This window comes from Rhodococcus sp. YL-1 (genome assembly GCF_001942025.1).
Lineage (GTDB): Bacteria > Actinomycetota > Actinomycetes > Mycobacteriales > Mycobacteriaceae > Rhodococcus_F > Rhodococcus_F qingshengii.
The window spans coordinates 3,169,937-3,186,359 of sequence record NZ_CP017299.1; the positions used below are offsets into that span (position 1 = coordinate 3,169,937).

Below are 16,423 nucleotides of genomic sequence, written 5' to 3' on the forward strand. Positions count from 1 at the left end.
TGACGATCAGCGTTGTCACGATCAGCGCCGGGAAGTGTGGCTCGGGGATTGAAGAGAAACATCGCACCGCCTCGATATCGAGTGGAAACCATGTGGCGATCCTGCGAGAGCGCAGCCGAAGGTCATCGACCTCGACGAAGGGTCGCTTCGAAGTCCGAACCTCCCCGAAGGTCCGAACTCAGGATCAAAATTTGTCGTCGTCAGGCGTCAGGAGCACCGCAGTGTTGCAGTGCTCGACGCAAGGCTAGAAACCGGTTGCCCACACCTGCTCTACCGGAAACGTTCGGCTTCGCGGGCAAGCTCGGTCAACCGTTCACACAACTGTGTGAGCTCTGAATTCTCTGCGCCCTCGGCAATTGCTGTCGCCACATCTTCGGCAGCGCATCGGACCTCGAACATCCGATCCACGAGTTCGACCGCTTCGACTGCGGTCAAGATGACGGCGTCAGCCGGGATCGACGTGCCCTTGACGGCATTGCGCTGCTCGTACGCACGCTGTCGACAAGACTGGCTGCAGTACCGGCGTCGACGACCGACACCGGTCACCGCGACCTCTCGACCACACCACACACACGGGTTTCCCGAACGCGCAGACTGCGGTGATCCGACGCGTGTGCTCTCAGCCATGAATCGACACTGTACTCGAGATTCGGACGCCTTCGATGAACGCGCACGGTACCCGGTAAGATGGAGAGGTTGCGTCTTCTCGCCACACGGGAACCAATCGGGTGCTCGTGGCGTTGTAGATGAGTGTGAGCGTCTACTCCCCAAGTCAGGGCGCCCACCAGCGGTGACGAACGAAGAGAGGACACCACCATGGCAGATCGCGTACTTCGAGGTAGCCGACTCGGAGCTGTGAGCTACGAGACCGACCGTGACCATGACCTCGCGCCCCGTCGTATGGCCAAGTACAAGTGCGAGAACGGCGAGATCTTCGACATCCCGTTCGCGGACGAAGCCGAGATCCCCGGCACCTGGTTGTGCCGAAACGGCCTCGAAGGCACCCTCATGGAGGGGACTGCTCCCGAAGCCAAGAAGGTCAAGCCTCCCCGCACCCACTGGGACATGCTGCTCGAGCGTCGCTCGGTCGAGGAACTCGAAGAGCTCCTCAAAGAGCGTCTCGATTTGCTGAAGGCCAAGCGTCGCGGCGCATGAACTAGCACTTCGATCAAGACCGTCCGGTTCTACACCGGGCGGTCTTTCTCGTTCTACGGGGATTGATCGTTCACAAGTCGACGTCATACTTCGGCCCTTCTTCGACGTGGCAACTTCAGGATGCTTCGCGGTCCTCAAAGACACTTCAGGACAACGTCATTCAGCATCCAGGCGCACTCGCGGGCCGACAGTGCGCAAATCCTGGACTTGCGCTGGAGAACCATCGGCACTGCTTCGTGCACCAGTGTGAGCTGTATCCCCCACCCCGCGACACACCAAACTTCGGTACACCAAACTTCGGTACACCAAACTTCGGTACGGCGTGAAACTTCTATACGGCATGGGGACACCTTGGATACATTGCCGAAATAAGACCGTCAGGAATGTTTGTCGGCGCGAGCGCACTGCTTCTCCTTGTGGGCTGTGGAAGTGCCGAATCCCCGACAATCGATCTTTCGATGCTCGAACCGGCGACCTCCTCGCGGACAATCTCGGCGCGTCGCTCGGCACAGGCGTGATCGTTTCCGATCCGAAATCGATCCCCGATGGATTCACCCCCACTCACGTGATCACTTGCGACTATCGGTACACCTGGCAGTGGCAATGGCAGTAACAATGGCGAGCACACGGTCGGTTGGGTTGAGCTGCATCGTAGGGGCGATCTGTCGGCGGTTCTGTCCGCCTTCAGGGTGCCCTCCGACCCACGGGATCCCTCGTTCCCCAGGGCACGTGCGGCCAATACAAGTGGGATGCGATCGAGGCGGTCAACACTCTCCCGGTCATGAAAGCAATCGTGCACCAGGTTCCCGTCGGCGCGAGATCACCGAGAGCTCCTAGTCGACGGTGAACCGTCGCATCGCCAGATGTCCGAACACGCCGACCAGAATCAACGTGACGCCTGCGGTCACGGAAACGGAGTCGGTCACCAACCCCGCGATGCCGGCCACGGCTACGAACACCGGCAAAAAGTCGAACAGCCTGAAAATCGACTGCGGTGGCTCGGTTTCGACGCCCTGAGCCTGAGCGGCCTTGTTCGGCGCATACTCGGGGTACCACTCGGTGAAGGAGATCGCGAAGAAGGTTCCGAGCAACTGCAGAATCCATCCGGTCCAGAAGTTGTCACCGTCGTGCAGCAGTGCGTCTCCGAACAGGCCCACTACGGCCGACCAGGTGAAGGCGAGCGCCCACACTGCGGTGATGACGTAGTTGATGCGCAGAAACAGTGGCGTCGTCCAATACTCTTCAGGCGTCGACTCTTTCGCGTACTGCAAAGTGAAAGGATTGCGGAGCAGGATCGATCCGAAGGCAAAGACCACCAGCGCGATGTTGGTCAGTTCGCCTCCCCAGAGTTCGAACCACCGAATCGTGTTCGCCGACGCGAGAAGCCCGATGACTGCCAGAACGCCGAAGAACACGACGTCGAAGACCTCCAACAGCTTCACGGTGCCGCCGCGCCGGTGACTGGCCGCCAAGATCAGCAGCGACAACCCGAGGGCTGCGGCCGCGGATTCCTCGAACCTTCCCGGCCCGGAGAGCAAGGACAGCAAGATCCACGGTGACAGGCCGGCGAGCGGTGACTGCAGAACCGCGTCGACGACACTGGTTTTGTGAACTGCATCCCGGGGCTCGGACTTGTCTGGCTCGGTTTTCTCAGGCTCGGTCACAAGAAGCCGCTTACGCAGGAACGGGTGGCACAGCGAGTACCCGCGTAGGCGCTCCTCGGAACATCGGCAGCCCCAATATCCGATGCTCGGCTCAGATTGCCGCAGTCTCCTCGGGTGAGTGCTCAGCCTGATCTCGGCGCCTGGCCAGCACTGCCATGGCAATCGCGCCGACCGCGATGATGCTGAGCACGATCTCCGGCACCGGACCTACTCGGCTGGCAAGGGTGGAGCTGGTCGAGAGCGGCACCTTCGCCACCAGGGTCGCCGGCACGAACAGGTCGGTTTGCGAAGTCACCGCACCGTCGGGAGCGATGATGGCGCTGACACCACTGGTTGCGGCGACAACGACGGCGCGGCCGTGCTCGACTGCCCGCACACGCGACATTGCCAGCTGCTGATAGGTCATCTCGGTGTCCCCGAAAGTGGCGTTGTTGGTCGGTACCGCCAGCAACTGTGCACCGTTGCGCACAGATTCCTGGAACGCCCGGTCGAACGCCACCTCGTAACAAGTCGCGACACCGATGGGTACCCCCGCTGCATGGACAACGCCGTTGCCCTCGCCGGGAACGAAATTGCCCGCGCGATCGGCGTACGAGGAGAAGTTCCGGAAGAAGCTTCGGTAGGGCAGGTATTCGCCGAACGGCTGAATGATCTTCTTGTCGTGCTGTTCCTGAGGACCGTTGGCGCCGTCCCACACGATCACCGAATTGGTGGTCGTACGATCGGCGTTCACGAGTACGGTGCCGACAAGAATCGGCGCTCCGATCGCTTCGGAGGCCCGGGTGATGTCGGCAGCGGCATCGGCGTTTCGCAGGGGGTCGATGTCCGAGGCGTTCTCCGGCCAGATCACGACGTCAGGCTGATCGACGCGGCCCGCGTCCACCTCGGCAGCAAGTTTCACGGTTTCGGCGACATGGTTGTCGAGGACCTGCTTGCGTTGCGAGTTGAAGTCCAAGCCCAACCTCGGAACGCTTCCCTGAATGGCGGCGACGGTGATCGTTCGATCACCGGAATCCATGGTGGACAAGAACGGCGACACCGCGAGAGCAATGATCACGGGCACGAGGGCAGCGGCAACAGCTCCGAAGAATCCTCGGTCCCATCGTTTGGCCGCGACAGCGACTGCAACTGCTGCCAAGCCGGTACCGGTCAGGGCCACCGCGAAGCTGAGCAGCGGCGCACCGCCGACACTCGCAAGTGGGAGGAGCCACCCTTCGGATTGACCGAATGCGAGCCTGCCCCAAGGAAATCCGCCGAAAGGAACGCTGGAACGAAGCCACTCGGTGAGCGTCCAGGTCGCGGCAATCCACAAGGGTGCCCATGGCAACCTCGCCACCAGAACCGCAAGCAGCCCGAACAGTCCGATGAACAACGACTCCACCGCGGCCAACGCGATCCACGGGACCGCACCTACGAACACACCGATCCACGGAAGCAACGGCACCAGAAATCCGAGACCGGCCAAGTATCCGTAACCGAAGCCGGCACGAAGGCGCAGTCCGCCGCGCCCGAAGTTCGTCAACACACACGTCAGAAGAGCGATCCCGACGGGCGCCAAGAACCACAGCGGGCGGGGTGGGAACCCTGCGAAGATCAGGAATCCACCTGCGGCCGCGTACAGCGAACGTAGCCATGCGGAACCGGTGAGCACAGCGCTCACACGGGAGCGATCACCGACAGACGCCTCTGCGCCGGCCTCACTCACTCGACGAGCCGCGCTGATAGACGACGCGTCCGCGATGCACCGACTTGATGCAGACCGGAATCGGCGCATCTTCCGCCAGCCTCGGCAGAGCGGGTACGCGCGAGCGCGGATCGGTAGACCATCGCTGAACCGAGTCGGCGGGTGCGCTCACTTCGAGTTCGCCTGCCTCCCACAACACGTAGGAGGCCGGTGCGCCCGGATTGAGGGTTCCCGCGGCGCCGTCCCGCACTCCGCCCGCGCGCCAGGCGCCGCGAGTTGCCGCGGAGAAGGCCGCACGCGGCGAGATTCCACTTCCGTCGGTGCGGTGCTGGACAGCGGCGCGCAGCATCGCCCACGGCTCGATGGGGGTGACCGGGGCGTCGGAGCTGAATGCGAGCGAGACACCCTTACCGGCAGCAGGTGCAAACGGATTCAACGCTGCTGCGCGCTCTACTCCCAGGCGCGTGGCGTAAAGACCGTCGGTGCCACCCCACAGTGCGTCGAACACCGGTTGGACGCTAGCGATGACACCCAAGGCGGCAAAGGTTTCCGCGTCGGCCATAGACATCATTTCCGCGTGCTCGAGGCGGTGACCCAACGCGGCGACCTTGGGGCCACCCAGTTCGTCGGCGACCCTGCGGAACGCGGCAGCTGCCGACGAGACGGCGCCGTCACCGATGGCATGGAACCCGGCCTGGACGCCCGCGAGGGTACAGGCCCGGATGTGTGCGGCGATCGCGTCGACGTCGAGGTAGGCATTGCCCGTCGAATCAGGTTGGTCTGCATAGGGTTCGAGCAACCACGCGGTATGCGAACCGAGCGAGCCGTCGATGAAGAGATCCCCGCCGAGTCCGTCTGCTCCGGTTTTGTCGAGGAGCGCGCGAGCATCCTCTTCGCTGTCGACACGCTCACCCCAGTAGCCCCGAACCTCCACGCCGTGATCGTGGGCCAACAGTTCCTGGAAATCGGTCAATCCCGAGATGTCCGGTCCCCCGCACTCGTGAACGGCCACGATTCCGCGTGAGGCGCAGAGATCGAGCGCAGCGGTACGAGCAGACGCGCGCTGAGTTTCCGTCAGCAGATTCCGAGCGGCATTGCGCGCCAGGTGGTGTGCGTCGAACGTCAACGGGCCTTCGGCTGAGTATCCAGCGGTGTCGGCGAGGCCGGAGATCCCGTCGCGCAATGCGCTCGAGCACGCGGCCGAGTGAACGTCGATCCGCGAGAGATACACCTTGCGGCCAGGGGCGGCCGCGTCGAGATCTGCGGTCGACGGCGGGGTCTGCTCGGCCCACTCGGTGTCGTCCCAACCGTGTCCCCAGATGACTGCGTCGGGATGGGCAGTTTCGGGGTTCGCGGCTGCGAAGATTCGTACTCGCGAGAGACATTCGTCCAGAGAGTTCGCGCCCACGAGATCGAGGCCGACGAGATTGAGTCCCAGTGCGGTGATGTGGACGTGGGTGTCGACGAACCCGGGAGTGACAAACGCACCACCCAGGTCTTCGATCTCCGCGGCGGGGTGCAACGCCCGTCCGGCGCGCTCGTCGCCGACCCACACGACGGTGCCGTCGGTGATGGCGATCGAGGTCGCATCAGGTGCAAATGAACTGTAGATCCGGCCGTTGACCAGCAGACGAGTAGTCACGAGCACCCAGTCTGCCTGTTAGTACTGCGGCCCCCGCGAACGGGTGGGTGTATCCGTGTCCAGAATCTCACCCTCGAGGACGAGTTCCTTGCCGTTGCTGGCGACGTACTCGGTGGTTTCGGGTGTCTCGACGATGATCTCGCCGTCGATCACCTCGCCGTTTCCGCGCATCCGCGCCGCGTAGCCGACGGTTCCGGCGAAGGCGTCACCACCGGCGGCAAATGCTGCTGCGCGCTTACCTGCCAGGAGCACTGCAAGCGGGCGCAGCGCCCAGCGGGTCGGCGGAATCAGAAGCAGCAGGCCCAGAACCGAAGTCACGAGTCCGGGTACGAACATCAACGCGGAGCCCGCCGCGACCAGGGCGCCGTCGGCGACCGCCAGTGACGGCGATCCCTCACCCCGCGTGGCCTTACGGAACCCGTCCATGACCCGTCGCCACTGCGAGCGCATGAGGATCAATCCGACAAGCGATCCGGCGAGAAACAGCAGCACTGTCCAGGCGACACCGATGGCGTTGCCCACGATGACCAAGGCTGCGATCTCGACGATCACGTAGAGGAGAAATACGGCGGCGATCATGACGTCCCCTTTCAGACGGTCTATTCGTTCAACGCTCGAGGGGCCGGTTTTTCTCCCGACAACGACGCAGAGGTGCAAAACAGGTGGGTGCCGTGAGTCACACGGGCCTTCTCTCACGCACGTGCGACTTGCCTGGCGTTAACTAACGCTCCGCTAACGATTCTAAACCTCAAGTTGACGTTGAGACTCTGCGCATGGTCAAGTCACTTCGGGCCGCATTTCCCGGCCTCATGAAATGAAGGAGCCCGACATGAGCCGACTCCCCGGCAAGACACTCGCCCGACGCATTCCCGCTGCCATCGCCGGCACTGCCGCCGTCGTGGCACTCACCGCCGGCAGCGCGATGATCAGCGCGGGAACCGCGGCCGCAGAACCGGTAGTACCCGAAGGGATTGCCGCACTGATCGCGCAGGCCGCAGCCATCTCCCCCGAAGCCTCTGCTGCTGTTCAGCAGTTGATCGGCACGGCAGGCGCTGATCAGATCACGACCGCTCTCGATCTCCCGGACATCGGCGTCACCAAGCCGCAGTCGTTCATGTACCCCGCACCGACGGTCGGGTGTGGCGTGGCCGGTGAACCCGTCACCGTAACCCTCAGCTCCGCACAGGCCGGTCCGAACTTCCCGTTGCCGCCGTGGGTCGAGGCCGACCATCTCCGTTTCCAGGCAATCCCGGGTTACGTCGGCATACCCAAGACCTCAGGGTTGAGTGTTGCGTGGATCAACGTCGGCACGTTCAAGGGCGGCATCGTCCCGTTGGACGAGAAGTTGCCCGTACTCGATACGCCGTTGCTCTCGAAGGTCGTCGACACCGGTGACGGCAAGGTGTTTGCCGCTCTGTTCGGCAATGTCGATTACGCAGACGGGAAGACCTGCATCGTGCTGCCAACAGTGGGCGCTTTTGATGCTTGAGCAGAGCGAAACGCTCGCTGCCTGACAGACGGCTGGCCTACGCGCCCGGAGTCACCAGTCCGGTCTCGTAGGCCAGCACCACAGCCTGCACACGATCACGCAGATCGAGTTTGGTGAGAATGCGTCCGACGTGCGACTTGATCGTCGATTCGGACAGGTACAGCTGCTGTGCGATCTCGATGTTCGACAGTCCCGTGGCCACGTGTCCGAGGACTTCGCGTTCGCGTTCGGTCAGGACGTCGAGAACTACCGGATCGCGCCGGGGCGCCGGACCGTCCACGATGAACCTCGACAGCAGACGACGTGTCACCTTCGGGGAAACAACCGCGTCACCGGCTGCCACGCTGCGGATTGCCGACACGAGATCCTCGGGCGGGGTGTCCTTGAGAAGGAAGCCGCTGGCTCCGGCGCGCAAGGCACCGAGAGCGTGTTCGTCCAGGTCGAAGGTCGTCATCACCAGGACCCTGGATTCGACCCCGGAGGCAAGAATCTGCTCGGTCGCTTTCACTCCGTCGACAATCGGCATCCGCACGTCCATCAACACGACGTCAGGCTTCAGCGCCACCGCCGCTGCGACCGCCGCGGCCCCGTCGCCGGCCTCACCGATGACGGAGATGTCTTCATGAGCTTCGAGCACCATGTTCAGGCCCATCCGCATGAGTTCCTGATCGTCGACTAGCAGCACGGTGATGGGCACGGCGTAAACCTATCGGGCCTGAGACGTCGGTGCCAATGCGATTGCGGCGAGCCGGTATCAATCGTGGATCTCGAGCGGCAACTCTGCGTACACACGCCAACTGCCGTCGGGGCGTCGTCCCGTCTCGAGTGTCCCGTGCAGTACCGCCACCCGCTCACGCATTCCGACCAGTCCATTCCCCGAACCGTGGGAGAAGGTCGAACTCGACGTTCCGTTGTCGACGACCTCGAGCAGCACCGCGGTGTCGGTGCGGCGCACGGTGACTCGTGCCTTCGGGTTTGCGCCGGCGTGGCGGAGGACATTGGTCAGTGATTCCTGAACGAGGCGATGAATTCCCAGGCTGACTGAAGGACTGACGTCGTCGAGCTCGCCGGTCAGCTCGAGGCGCACGCCGAGACCAGCGGCCCGCATCATCTCGACGACCTTGGCGATGCCGGCAGTTCCGTGTTGCGGCATCGCATCACTACTGACCTCGGTGCGCAGCAGCGAGACGGTACGGCGAAGCTCGGCAAGGGCGTCGCGTCCGGTGCTGGAGATGTTGCCGAGCGCCTTCTTGGCCAACGCGGGATTGGAATCGACCGCATACGACGCGCCGTCCGCCTGGACGATCATCACGCTGACCGCGTGGGCGACGACATCGTGGAGTTCGCGGGCGATTCGGGTTCTTTCCGTGGCCACCGCATCCTCGGCACGCCGATCCCGTTCGTATTCGGCCACTTCGAGTCTGGCGGCCACTTCCTCGTCGTAGGCGCGGCGGGCGCTCAAGAACTCGGCGGTGATCCAGGCCAGTGCATAGAGCAGGGTCGCAATGATGATCGTGAGGATCACGTCTTCGCGGATGACGAGCAGCGAGAGTGTCATGTCCAGGGCAAGGAAGCACGCGAAAATCGCCCCGGTGCGTCGATCGACATACGCAACGAGTGTGTAGAGCGAGACCCCGAGCGCCAACAGGCCTGGATGTTCCGCAGCCGGATCCCCTGTCGCCCACATCATCAAGGTTGCGAAGTACGACATCGACAAAATCGACGCGGCGGAGATACGCGGATACTTGCGACGCCACACGACGGGAAGGCAGATCAGAAATCCGACGACGAGCTGAGGCCACCGCTCCTCACGCGGCGAACTGACGAACGTAACTACCTCGAGCGCGAAGAACACGAGCGCCAGCGCGCTGTCCGCGATCATCGGCTTTCCTCGCAGCCACAGGCTGAACCTCCGCATGTGCTCAAGAGTGTCACAGCTGTGAAAGAGTCACCGCCGTGGATATTGCTGATTGGGGACTGCTGATGACGGCAGCGACGGCGGCGGGTTGGGTCGACGCCGTGGTCGGCGGCGGTGGATTGATTCTGTTGCCGGCGCTCTTTCTGGTCGCCCCGCAATTGACCCCACAGGCGGCACTGGCCACCAATAAATTGACGGCATTCACCGGGACGAGTGCTGCGGTGTACACGTTCTCCCGTCGAATCCCGATGGAGTGGCGGCAGATGGCGCCGGCAGCCGCGTTGGCTGCGGTGACGGCCGCGTGCGGGGCGGCGGCCGTTTCGCTGATCGACAAGAAGTACTTCATTCCGATCGTGATGGTCGTCCTCGTCGCCGTCGCCGTCTTCGTGACCATGCGTCCGACGCTGGGCACCACGATCGCGACCCATCGTCCGACGCAGCGCAAGACCGTCCTCGTCCTGCTGCTCTCCGCCGGACTCATCGGCCTCTACGACGGTCTGCTCGGACCCGGCACCGGCACCTTCCTCATCATCAGCTTCGCGACCTTCCTCGGAACCGAATTCGTTCGGAGCGCAGCGATGGCGAAGGTGATCAATCTCGGTTCCAATTTCGGCGCGCTCGCCTACTTCGCCGTCACCGGGCATGTCTGGTGGAGTTTGGGTTTGGCGATGGCGGTGTGCAACGTTCTCGGCGCGGTCATCGGTTCGCAGATGGCGCTGAGCAAGGGTTCCGGGTTCGTGCGGATCACGCTGTTGGTTGTCGTGATCGCCATGGTAATTCGCCTCGGATGGCAGCAGTTCGGCTGAGATCGTCGGTCGTCGGCTAGCGTCGTGTGCGTGACCGTCACCCGAGATGTCGATGCAGATTTCCTCGCCCTCCCGCTGCGAGCTGTCGCTGATGCGGCGCTGTCGGCAGCGAGAACGGCCGGCGCCCAGCACGCCGATGTTCGTGTCCACCGCGTGCTCACACAGTCGATCAGGTTGCGCGACGGCGTAGTTCAGGCTGTGTCCGACGGAGACGAGATCGGGGTCGCCGTCCGTGTGATCGTCGACGGCACGTGGGGATTCGCCTCGCACGCCGACGTATCCCCTGACGTCGCGGCTGCGCTGGCACGCCAAGCGGTCGAGGTTGCGAAGGCATTGCGCTCGCTCAATCGGGATCCGGTCACCCTTGCCGACGAGCCCGTCTACGCCGACGCGACGTGGGTGTCCCCGTACCTCGAAGATCCCTTCGCGACACCGACGGCCGACAAGGTAGCGCTGCTGGTCGACTACTCCGGACGGCTTCAAGCCGCCGACGGCGTGGATCACGTCACGGCGAGTGTCCTCCAGGTCAAGGAGCAAACTTTCTATGCGGATCTGGCCGGTTCGTCGATCACCCAGCAACGGGTGCGTCTACACCCCGAGTTCGAGGCCACTGCCGTCGACAAGTCGGCCGGCAGCTTCGAATCGATGCGCACCTTGGCGCCGCCGGTAGGCCGCGGATGGGAGTACCTCGGGGCGGAGAGCACATGGAACTGGGGCGATGAGCTCGCGCAGATCCCGGAGTGGCTGGCCGAGAAGACCAAGGCACCGACCGTCGAAGCGGGTCCGACCGACCTCGTGATCGATCCGACCAATCTGTGGCTCACGATCCACGAATCCATCGGACACGCCACCGAATACGACCGGGCGATCGGCTACGAAGCGGCCTACGCCGGTACGTCGTTCGCGACGCCGGACAAGCTGGGAACGGTGAAATACGGAACGCCACTCATGCACGTGACCGCCGATCGTAACGAAGAGCACGGCCTGGCCAGCGTCGGATTCGACGACGACGGCGTCGCCTCTCAACGGTGGGATCTGGTGGCAGAGGGAACACTGGTCGGGTATCAACTAGACCGCGTGTTCGCGCCGAGGCTGGGGCTGACGCGTTCCAACGGTTGCTCGTACGCCGACTCCGCACATCACGTTCCCATCCAGCGAATGGCCAACGTCTCGCTCTCCCCCGACCCTTCTACGGACACCTCGACTGCAGACCTGATCTCGCGAGTCGAGAACGGCATCTACGTCGTCGGTGACAAGTCCTGGTCGATCGACATGCAGCGCTACAACTTTCAGTTCACCGGTCAGCGGTTCTTCAAGATCCGTCACGGAAAGCTCGACGGTCAGGTGCGCGACGTGGCGTATCAGGCGACGACGACGGATTTCTGGGGCTCGATGGAAGCCGTTGGCGGTGAGTCGACCTGGCGCCTGCAGGGGGCGTTCAACTGCGGCAAGGCGCAACCCGGTCAGGTTGCGGCGGTCAGCCACGGCTGCCCGTCCGCTCTGTTCCGCGGAGTCAACATCCTCAACACTCGTTCGGAGGCTCAGCAGTGATCGATCCGCAGCAGGTCGTCGAGCGTGCATTGGCCGCGAGGACGGTAGACGAATCGTTGGTGATCGTGACCGATGCGAGTGAGGCGTCGCTGCGGTGGGCCAACAATTCGATGACCACCAACGGAGTTTCGCTGTCCCGGACGTGGACGGTGATCTCGATCGTGCGCGAGGGTGACATCGCGAAGGTGGGCACTGTCAGTTCCAGCAGTGTCGATCCGGAGCAGATTTCCGCGCTCGTACAGGCAAGCGAGGCAGCTGCTCGCACAGCCACTCCGGCTGACGACGCGTCCGACCTGATCACGCAGTCGGCGGCAGAGACCGACTGGGACCTGCCGGCCGCCCTGACCGACATCGGTGTCTTTGCGCCGTTGGCTGCCGACCTGTCCACGGCCTTCGACGGCGGCGACCAGTTGTTCGGCTTCGCTCACCACCAGTTGCACACCACCTGGCTCGGCACTTCGACGGGCGTGCGACGTAGAACGGCTCAGGCCACCGGCTCCGTGGAGATCAACGGCAAGCGCGGCGACGCAAGTGCCTGGGTCGGATCCGGAACTGTCGATTTCAGCGATATCTCGATACCGAAGCTCTTGTCGCAGTTGACCACTCGACTCGACTGGGCGGGTAACTCCGTCAGTCTGCCTGCCGGCCGCTACGAGACAATTCTTCCGCCGTCGGCTGTGGCGGACCTGATGATCTATCTGATGTGGACCATGGAGGGTCGCGGCGCCGAAGAGGGCCACACCGCACTGTCCACCACCGGTGGTACCCGGATCGGCGAGAAGCTCGGATTGCCACTGACACTCACCTCCGACCCCGGCGCCGAGGGCTTGCAATCCGCGCCGTTCGTGATCACGACGTCGTCGAGTGAATCCGTCTCACTGTTCGACAACGGTATGGAGATCGAACCCGTCGACTGGGTCCGAGACGGCGTCGTCAATGCGCTGGCGTACCCGCGCCACGCTGCACGAGAATTCGGTCGACCTGTCGCAGTTCCCGGCGACAATCTCATCCTGACCGGTGGTGACGACACCTCGATCGAGGACATGATCGCAGGTACCGAGAAGGGTCTACTGCTCACAACCCTCTGGTACATCCGTGAGGTGGATCCGACGACGCTGCTGTTGACCGGACTCACCCGTGACGGGGTGTATTTGATCGAGGACGGCAAGATCGTCGGCGCCGTCAACAACTTCCGTTTCAACGAGAGCCCTCTCGATCTCCTGCGGCGGGTCACCGAGGCTGGACGCACCGAGATCACGCTTCCCCGGGAGTGGAAAGATTGGTTCACCCGCACGGCCATGCCGCCGATGCGCATTCCCGACTTCCACATGTCCTCGGTCAGCCAGGCGCAGTGATGACGAAGGTCGTGATCGCCGGCGGCACCGGCGCTCTCGGCCGCCGAATCAGCGACGATCTCGCGGACCGCGGATATGACGTCGTGGTCCTGACTCGCTCACCGAAACCCGGCAGGCACAGGCAGGTTCAGTGGGACGGCGTCACGGTGGGCGACTGGGCACGCGAACTCGACGGCGCCGCTGTGATCAACCTTGCCGGCGAGTTGGTCGATCGCCGACCCACCCCGGCAAACATCGCACTGCTCACCAACTCCCGAGTCGATCCGACCCGCGCGCTGGTCGAAGCGTCGAAACTACTGGCGCACCCTGTTCCGGTGTGGATCCAGGCGAGCACGCTCGCAATCTACGGCGACGCCGGAGAGACCCGACTCGACGAGGCTTCCCCACTCGCTGACGGACCACCTCAGATGACCGACGTCGCAAAGGACTGGGAGGCCGCGGTCGAGGGAGCAAACGCGTCACGAGTGGTGATCCTGCGAACCAGTGTCGTGTTGGAGAAGGGCACACCGGCGCTCGAGCGATTGCTGTTGCTCGTGCGTCTCGGACTGGGCGGACGCGTCGCCTCGGGTAGGCAGTGGACCAGTTGGATTCACATCGAGGACTGGCTGTCGATCGTTCGTTGGGCACTCGAACCCGTTTCGGCTGCCTCGGGGGTGGTCATCGCGACGGCTCCGGATCCCGTCCGAAACTCAGAACTGATGGCCGGGCTGCGCAAGCACCTTCACCGGCCACCTGCGCCGCCGACGCCCGCTTTCATGGTCAGATTCGGCGCGTTCCTTCTTCGCAGCGACGCTGCCCTGGGCCTGACGGGTCGTCATGCCGTATCGAAAGTGTTGGCGGACAAAGGCTTCCCCTTCACGTATCCGCGGTTCGATTCAGCGTTGGACGATCTGCTCGGCAACTGACGCGCGGTCAGGCTGCAGTGATGGCAAGTCCGATCGTTCCGGTCTTGCCGCGGCGCAGGAGACTGCCTTTCATGGTGATCCAGCCGAGGATTCCGTACCGACGTGCTATCGCGTCGCGAGCATGATCGGTGCCCGGTCCGTCGAGGATCTCGGCGACGGCGGCCACCGGTTCACCCTTGGGATTTCCCCGAGCGTCACACGCAGCGACGGTGACCGACGGGTTTCGCCTGATGCGCTTGACCTTGTAGGAATCGGTGACGGTCCACATGAGGAGCTTGTCGCCGTCCGGCGCGGCCCAGAGTGGAGTCGCCACCGGAGTTCCATCCTTGCGGAAGGTCGTGAGTAGGACGTACTTGGCCTCGGAGACGCGCTTGAAGTCGGGGTTCACTCCTCGAGGATAGGTGCGAGCGCCTCTCGCTGAACACCGACAAGATTCCGCGACTATCTGGTGACCGATCAGTACCACCCAGGAAGTGCCACTTATGCACGTTTTATCCGGTTCTTCATGACGTCAGACACGCCGTTTCGTCCCCGAACTCCATCTCGAGTTATTCTGAGGCAAACCGTCGAACTGGGGAGTCGAACTTACACATGCAGCGCCGTGACATGCAGCGTCGTGACTTTTTCAAAGCCGCCGGGGCGGGGGCGGCAGTTGCAGCCGCGGCGCCGCTCATGTCGACGTCGACCAGCCACGCCACCCCCGCACCACTGCGGGCGCTCCCGATGGGTGCTGATCACTACCGCGCGCTCGTCCCCGAGTTGTTCGCACCCTCTCCTACTCCCCCGGAGCATTCCGAAGCCATCGTCATCGGGTCCGGATTCGGCGCAAGCGCCACCGCCCTCCGGTTGGCGCAGAGCGGCACCCAGATCACCATCCTCGAACGCGGACTTCGGTGGCCGCATGATCCGCAACGGGAGATTCACACCTCCGACATGCTGGCCGACGGCCGCGGAGTCTTCCGGCGAACATCGTTCACCAACCTCACCGGACTCCCCGTGGCGTGCGACTACTTCAGCGGCGTCCTCGATGCCACCGACTACCAACACATCTCGGTCTGGCGCGGCGCTGCAGTCGGCGGTGGTTCCATCATCTTCACCGGCGTGATGATCGCGCCCGAGCGCCGATTCTTCGACGCAGTCTTCGGCAACTCCCTCGACTACGACGAGATGGCGTCCACCTGGTACCCCAAGGTGCGCCAGATGCTGCGTCTGAGCCCGTTGCCCGAAGACATTTACCAAACCCCGAATTTCGGCCACTCGCGTCGTTGGGATCAGGACGCTCGTCGTGCCGGATTCGATCCGCAGCGGATCGACGGGATCTGGAACTGGGACGTGGTGCGCTCAGAACTCGACGGACGAACCCGAGCCTCGGCCACTGTCGGTGACAGCAACATGGGTAACTCCAACGGCGCGAAGTTCGACCTCACACAGAACTACATTCCCGCCGCCGAAGCCACCGGACGAGCCACCGTCTGTTACGGACATCAGGTGCTCGCGATCAGTCGCGAACGTGATGGACGCTACGTCGTCGACGTCGAATCGACGGATCCGACGGGTGGCGTTCTGGCCCGGAAGACTCTTACCTGTGACCGTCTGTTCCTCGGCGCCGGCTCGATCGGCACCTCCGAACTGCTGGTACGCGCCCAGGCGACGGGCGCGCTGCCCAACCTCAACGAACACGTCGGTAAGGGCTGGGGAACGAACGGCGACGCCGGGATGGTGCGCTCGTTCGGCTTCAGTGACGGCACTGCGCAAGCCGCACCGTCGGCATCACGCATCGTCGACGAGTCGGGAATGCCGCTCTCCCTCGAGAATTGGTATGTCCCCGGCTTGCCCGTCAACATCGGCATGCTCGGAACATTGGGGATGACCCTCGACTCGCAGCGCGCCGACTTCGCCTACGACGACGGCTCCGATCGGGTGGTGCTGAACTGGCCGAAGAACGGCAACGACGCCACCGTCGAGGCACTACGCGCCGTCCAGAACAAGATGGCCTTCGCCGGCACCACGCTGCCGTCGGCATTGCCGTTCGCGAAGGACGTCAATTCCTCATTCACCGCGCATCCCCTCGGCGGTGCGGTTCTGGGCAAGGCCACCGACGGTTACGGGCGAGTCAAGGGCTACGACGGCCTGTACGTGATGGACGGCGCTGCCATTCCGGGCAGCACCGGCACCGTCAATCCGTCACTGACCATCACTGCTCTGGCGGAGCGGAACATCGCTCAGATCATCAAGTCCGGACGCTGACACACTT

General features: G+C 63.5%; 15 protein-coding genes. 7 read left to right on the top strand and 8 right to left on the bottom strand.

The genetic code is table 11. The features are described from left to right. Nucleotides 1-270: 270 nt before the first annotated feature. Complete coding sequence (locus BH682_RS14720; protein ID WP_054781759.1) at nucleotides 271-627, bottom strand: hypothetical protein; 357 nt, start codon at nucleotides 625-627, stop codon at nucleotides 271-273. Nucleotides 628-816: 189 nt separating this feature from the next. Here BH682_RS14720 and BH682_RS14725 point away from each other — a divergent pair, with 189 nt between their 5' ends. Then, nucleotides 817-1,155, top strand: coding sequence for an RNA polymerase-binding protein RbpA (locus tag BH682_RS14725; RefSeq protein ID WP_003944971.1), 339 nt, complete (start codon nucleotides 817-819; stop codon nucleotides 1,153-1,155). 833 nt (nucleotides 1,156-1,988) lie between these two features. On the opposite strand, the gene BH682_RS14730 is transcribed toward BH682_RS14725, so the two are convergent. From BH682_RS14730 to BH682_RS14745, 4 genes are all read right to left on the bottom strand, one after another. After that, a complete protein-coding gene (locus tag BH682_RS14730; protein ID WP_075833192.1) occupies nucleotides 1,989-2,819 on the bottom strand; it encodes a hypothetical protein in 831 nt (276 codons plus the stop codon). A 91-nt stretch (nucleotides 2,820-2,910) separates the two neighbouring features. Continuing rightward, entirely contained in the window at nucleotides 2,911-4,479 is a 1,569-nt protein-coding gene (lnt, locus tag BH682_RS14735) for an apolipoprotein N-acyltransferase (protein ID WP_050655285.1), read from the bottom strand. Nucleotides 4,480-4,516: 37 nt separating this feature from the next. Then, nucleotides 4,517-6,151, bottom strand: a complete 1,635-nt coding sequence (locus BH682_RS14740) for an amidohydrolase (RefSeq protein ID WP_063316394.1) — start codon at nucleotides 6,149-6,151, stop codon at nucleotides 4,517-4,519. Nucleotides 6,152-6,163: 12 nt separating this feature from the next. After that, nucleotides 6,164-6,724, bottom strand: a complete 561-nt coding sequence (locus tag BH682_RS14745; RefSeq protein ID WP_003944915.1) for an FxsA family protein — start codon at nucleotides 6,722-6,724, stop codon at nucleotides 6,164-6,166. Between the two features lie 250 nt (nucleotides 6,725-6,974). Here BH682_RS14745 and BH682_RS14750 point away from each other — a divergent pair, with 250 nt between their 5' ends. Further along, complete coding sequence (locus BH682_RS14750; protein ID WP_003944837.1) at nucleotides 6,975-7,634, top strand: hypothetical protein; 660 nt, start codon at nucleotides 6,975-6,977, stop codon at nucleotides 7,632-7,634. Nucleotides 7,635-7,671: 37 nt separating this feature from the next. Here BH682_RS14750 and BH682_RS14755 read toward each other — a convergent pair whose 3' ends face one another. Together BH682_RS14755 and BH682_RS14760 are read right to left on the bottom strand one after the other, a co-directional pair. Beyond that, nucleotides 7,672-8,331: a response regulator gene (locus tag BH682_RS14755; RefSeq protein ID WP_075833194.1), complete on the bottom strand. Its 660-nt coding sequence runs from the start codon at nucleotides 8,329-8,331 to the stop codon at nucleotides 7,672-7,674. A 57-nt stretch (nucleotides 8,332-8,388) separates the two neighbouring features. Continuing rightward, nucleotides 8,389-9,552 carry a sensor histidine kinase gene (locus tag BH682_RS14760; RefSeq protein WP_037131789.1) on the bottom strand — a complete coding sequence of 388 codons (1,164 nt, stop codon included), beginning with the start codon at nucleotides 9,550-9,552 and terminating at the stop codon, nucleotides 8,389-8,391. A gap of 38 nt (nucleotides 9,553-9,590) precedes the next feature. Here BH682_RS14760 and BH682_RS14765 point away from each other — a divergent pair, with 38 nt between their 5' ends. Genes BH682_RS14765 through BH682_RS14780 form a run of 4 tightly spaced genes read left to right on the top strand, consistent with a single transcriptional unit; the run spans nucleotide 9,591 to nucleotide 14,169 of the window. Further along, the gene (locus tag BH682_RS14765; RefSeq protein WP_075833196.1) at nucleotides 9,591-10,358 is read left to right on the top strand and encodes a TSUP family transporter; all 768 of its coding nucleotides are present in this window, start codon (nucleotides 9,591-9,593) and stop codon (nucleotides 10,356-10,358) included. A 30-nt stretch (nucleotides 10,359-10,388) separates the two neighbouring features. Further along, nucleotides 10,389-11,909: a TldD/PmbA family protein gene (locus BH682_RS14770; RefSeq protein WP_075833198.1), complete on the top strand. Its 1,521-nt coding sequence runs from the start codon at nucleotides 10,389-10,391 to the stop codon at nucleotides 11,907-11,909. Then, nucleotides 11,906-13,264: a metallopeptidase TldD-related protein gene (locus BH682_RS14775; RefSeq protein ID WP_075833200.1), complete on the top strand. Its 1,359-nt coding sequence runs from the start codon at nucleotides 11,906-11,908 to the stop codon at nucleotides 13,262-13,264. Before BH682_RS14770 ends, BH682_RS14775 begins: the two co-directional genes overlap by 4 nt. Continuing rightward, on the top strand, nucleotides 13,264-14,169 hold the full coding sequence (locus BH682_RS14780) for a TIGR01777 family oxidoreductase (protein WP_075833202.1): 906 nt from the start codon (nucleotides 13,264-13,266) through the stop codon (nucleotides 14,167-14,169). The genes BH682_RS14775 and BH682_RS14780 overlap by 1 nt, the downstream gene beginning before the upstream one ends. A 7-nt stretch (nucleotides 14,170-14,176) precedes the next feature. On the opposite strand, the gene BH682_RS14785 is transcribed toward BH682_RS14780, so the two are convergent. Then, nucleotides 14,177-14,557 (bottom strand): PPOX class F420-dependent oxidoreductase, encoded by a 381-nt coding sequence (locus BH682_RS14785; protein WP_054188250.1) that lies wholly within the window; start codon nucleotides 14,555-14,557, stop codon nucleotides 14,177-14,179. Nucleotides 14,558-14,760: 203 nt separating this feature from the next. Between BH682_RS14785 and BH682_RS14790 the strand changes: the two genes are divergently transcribed. Next, nucleotides 14,761-16,416 carry a GMC oxidoreductase gene (locus BH682_RS14790; protein WP_083954670.1) on the top strand — a complete coding sequence of 552 codons (1,656 nt, stop codon included), beginning with the start codon at nucleotides 14,761-14,763 and terminating at the stop codon, nucleotides 16,414-16,416. The last annotated feature ends 7 nt before the right edge of the window (nucleotides 16,417-16,423 follow it).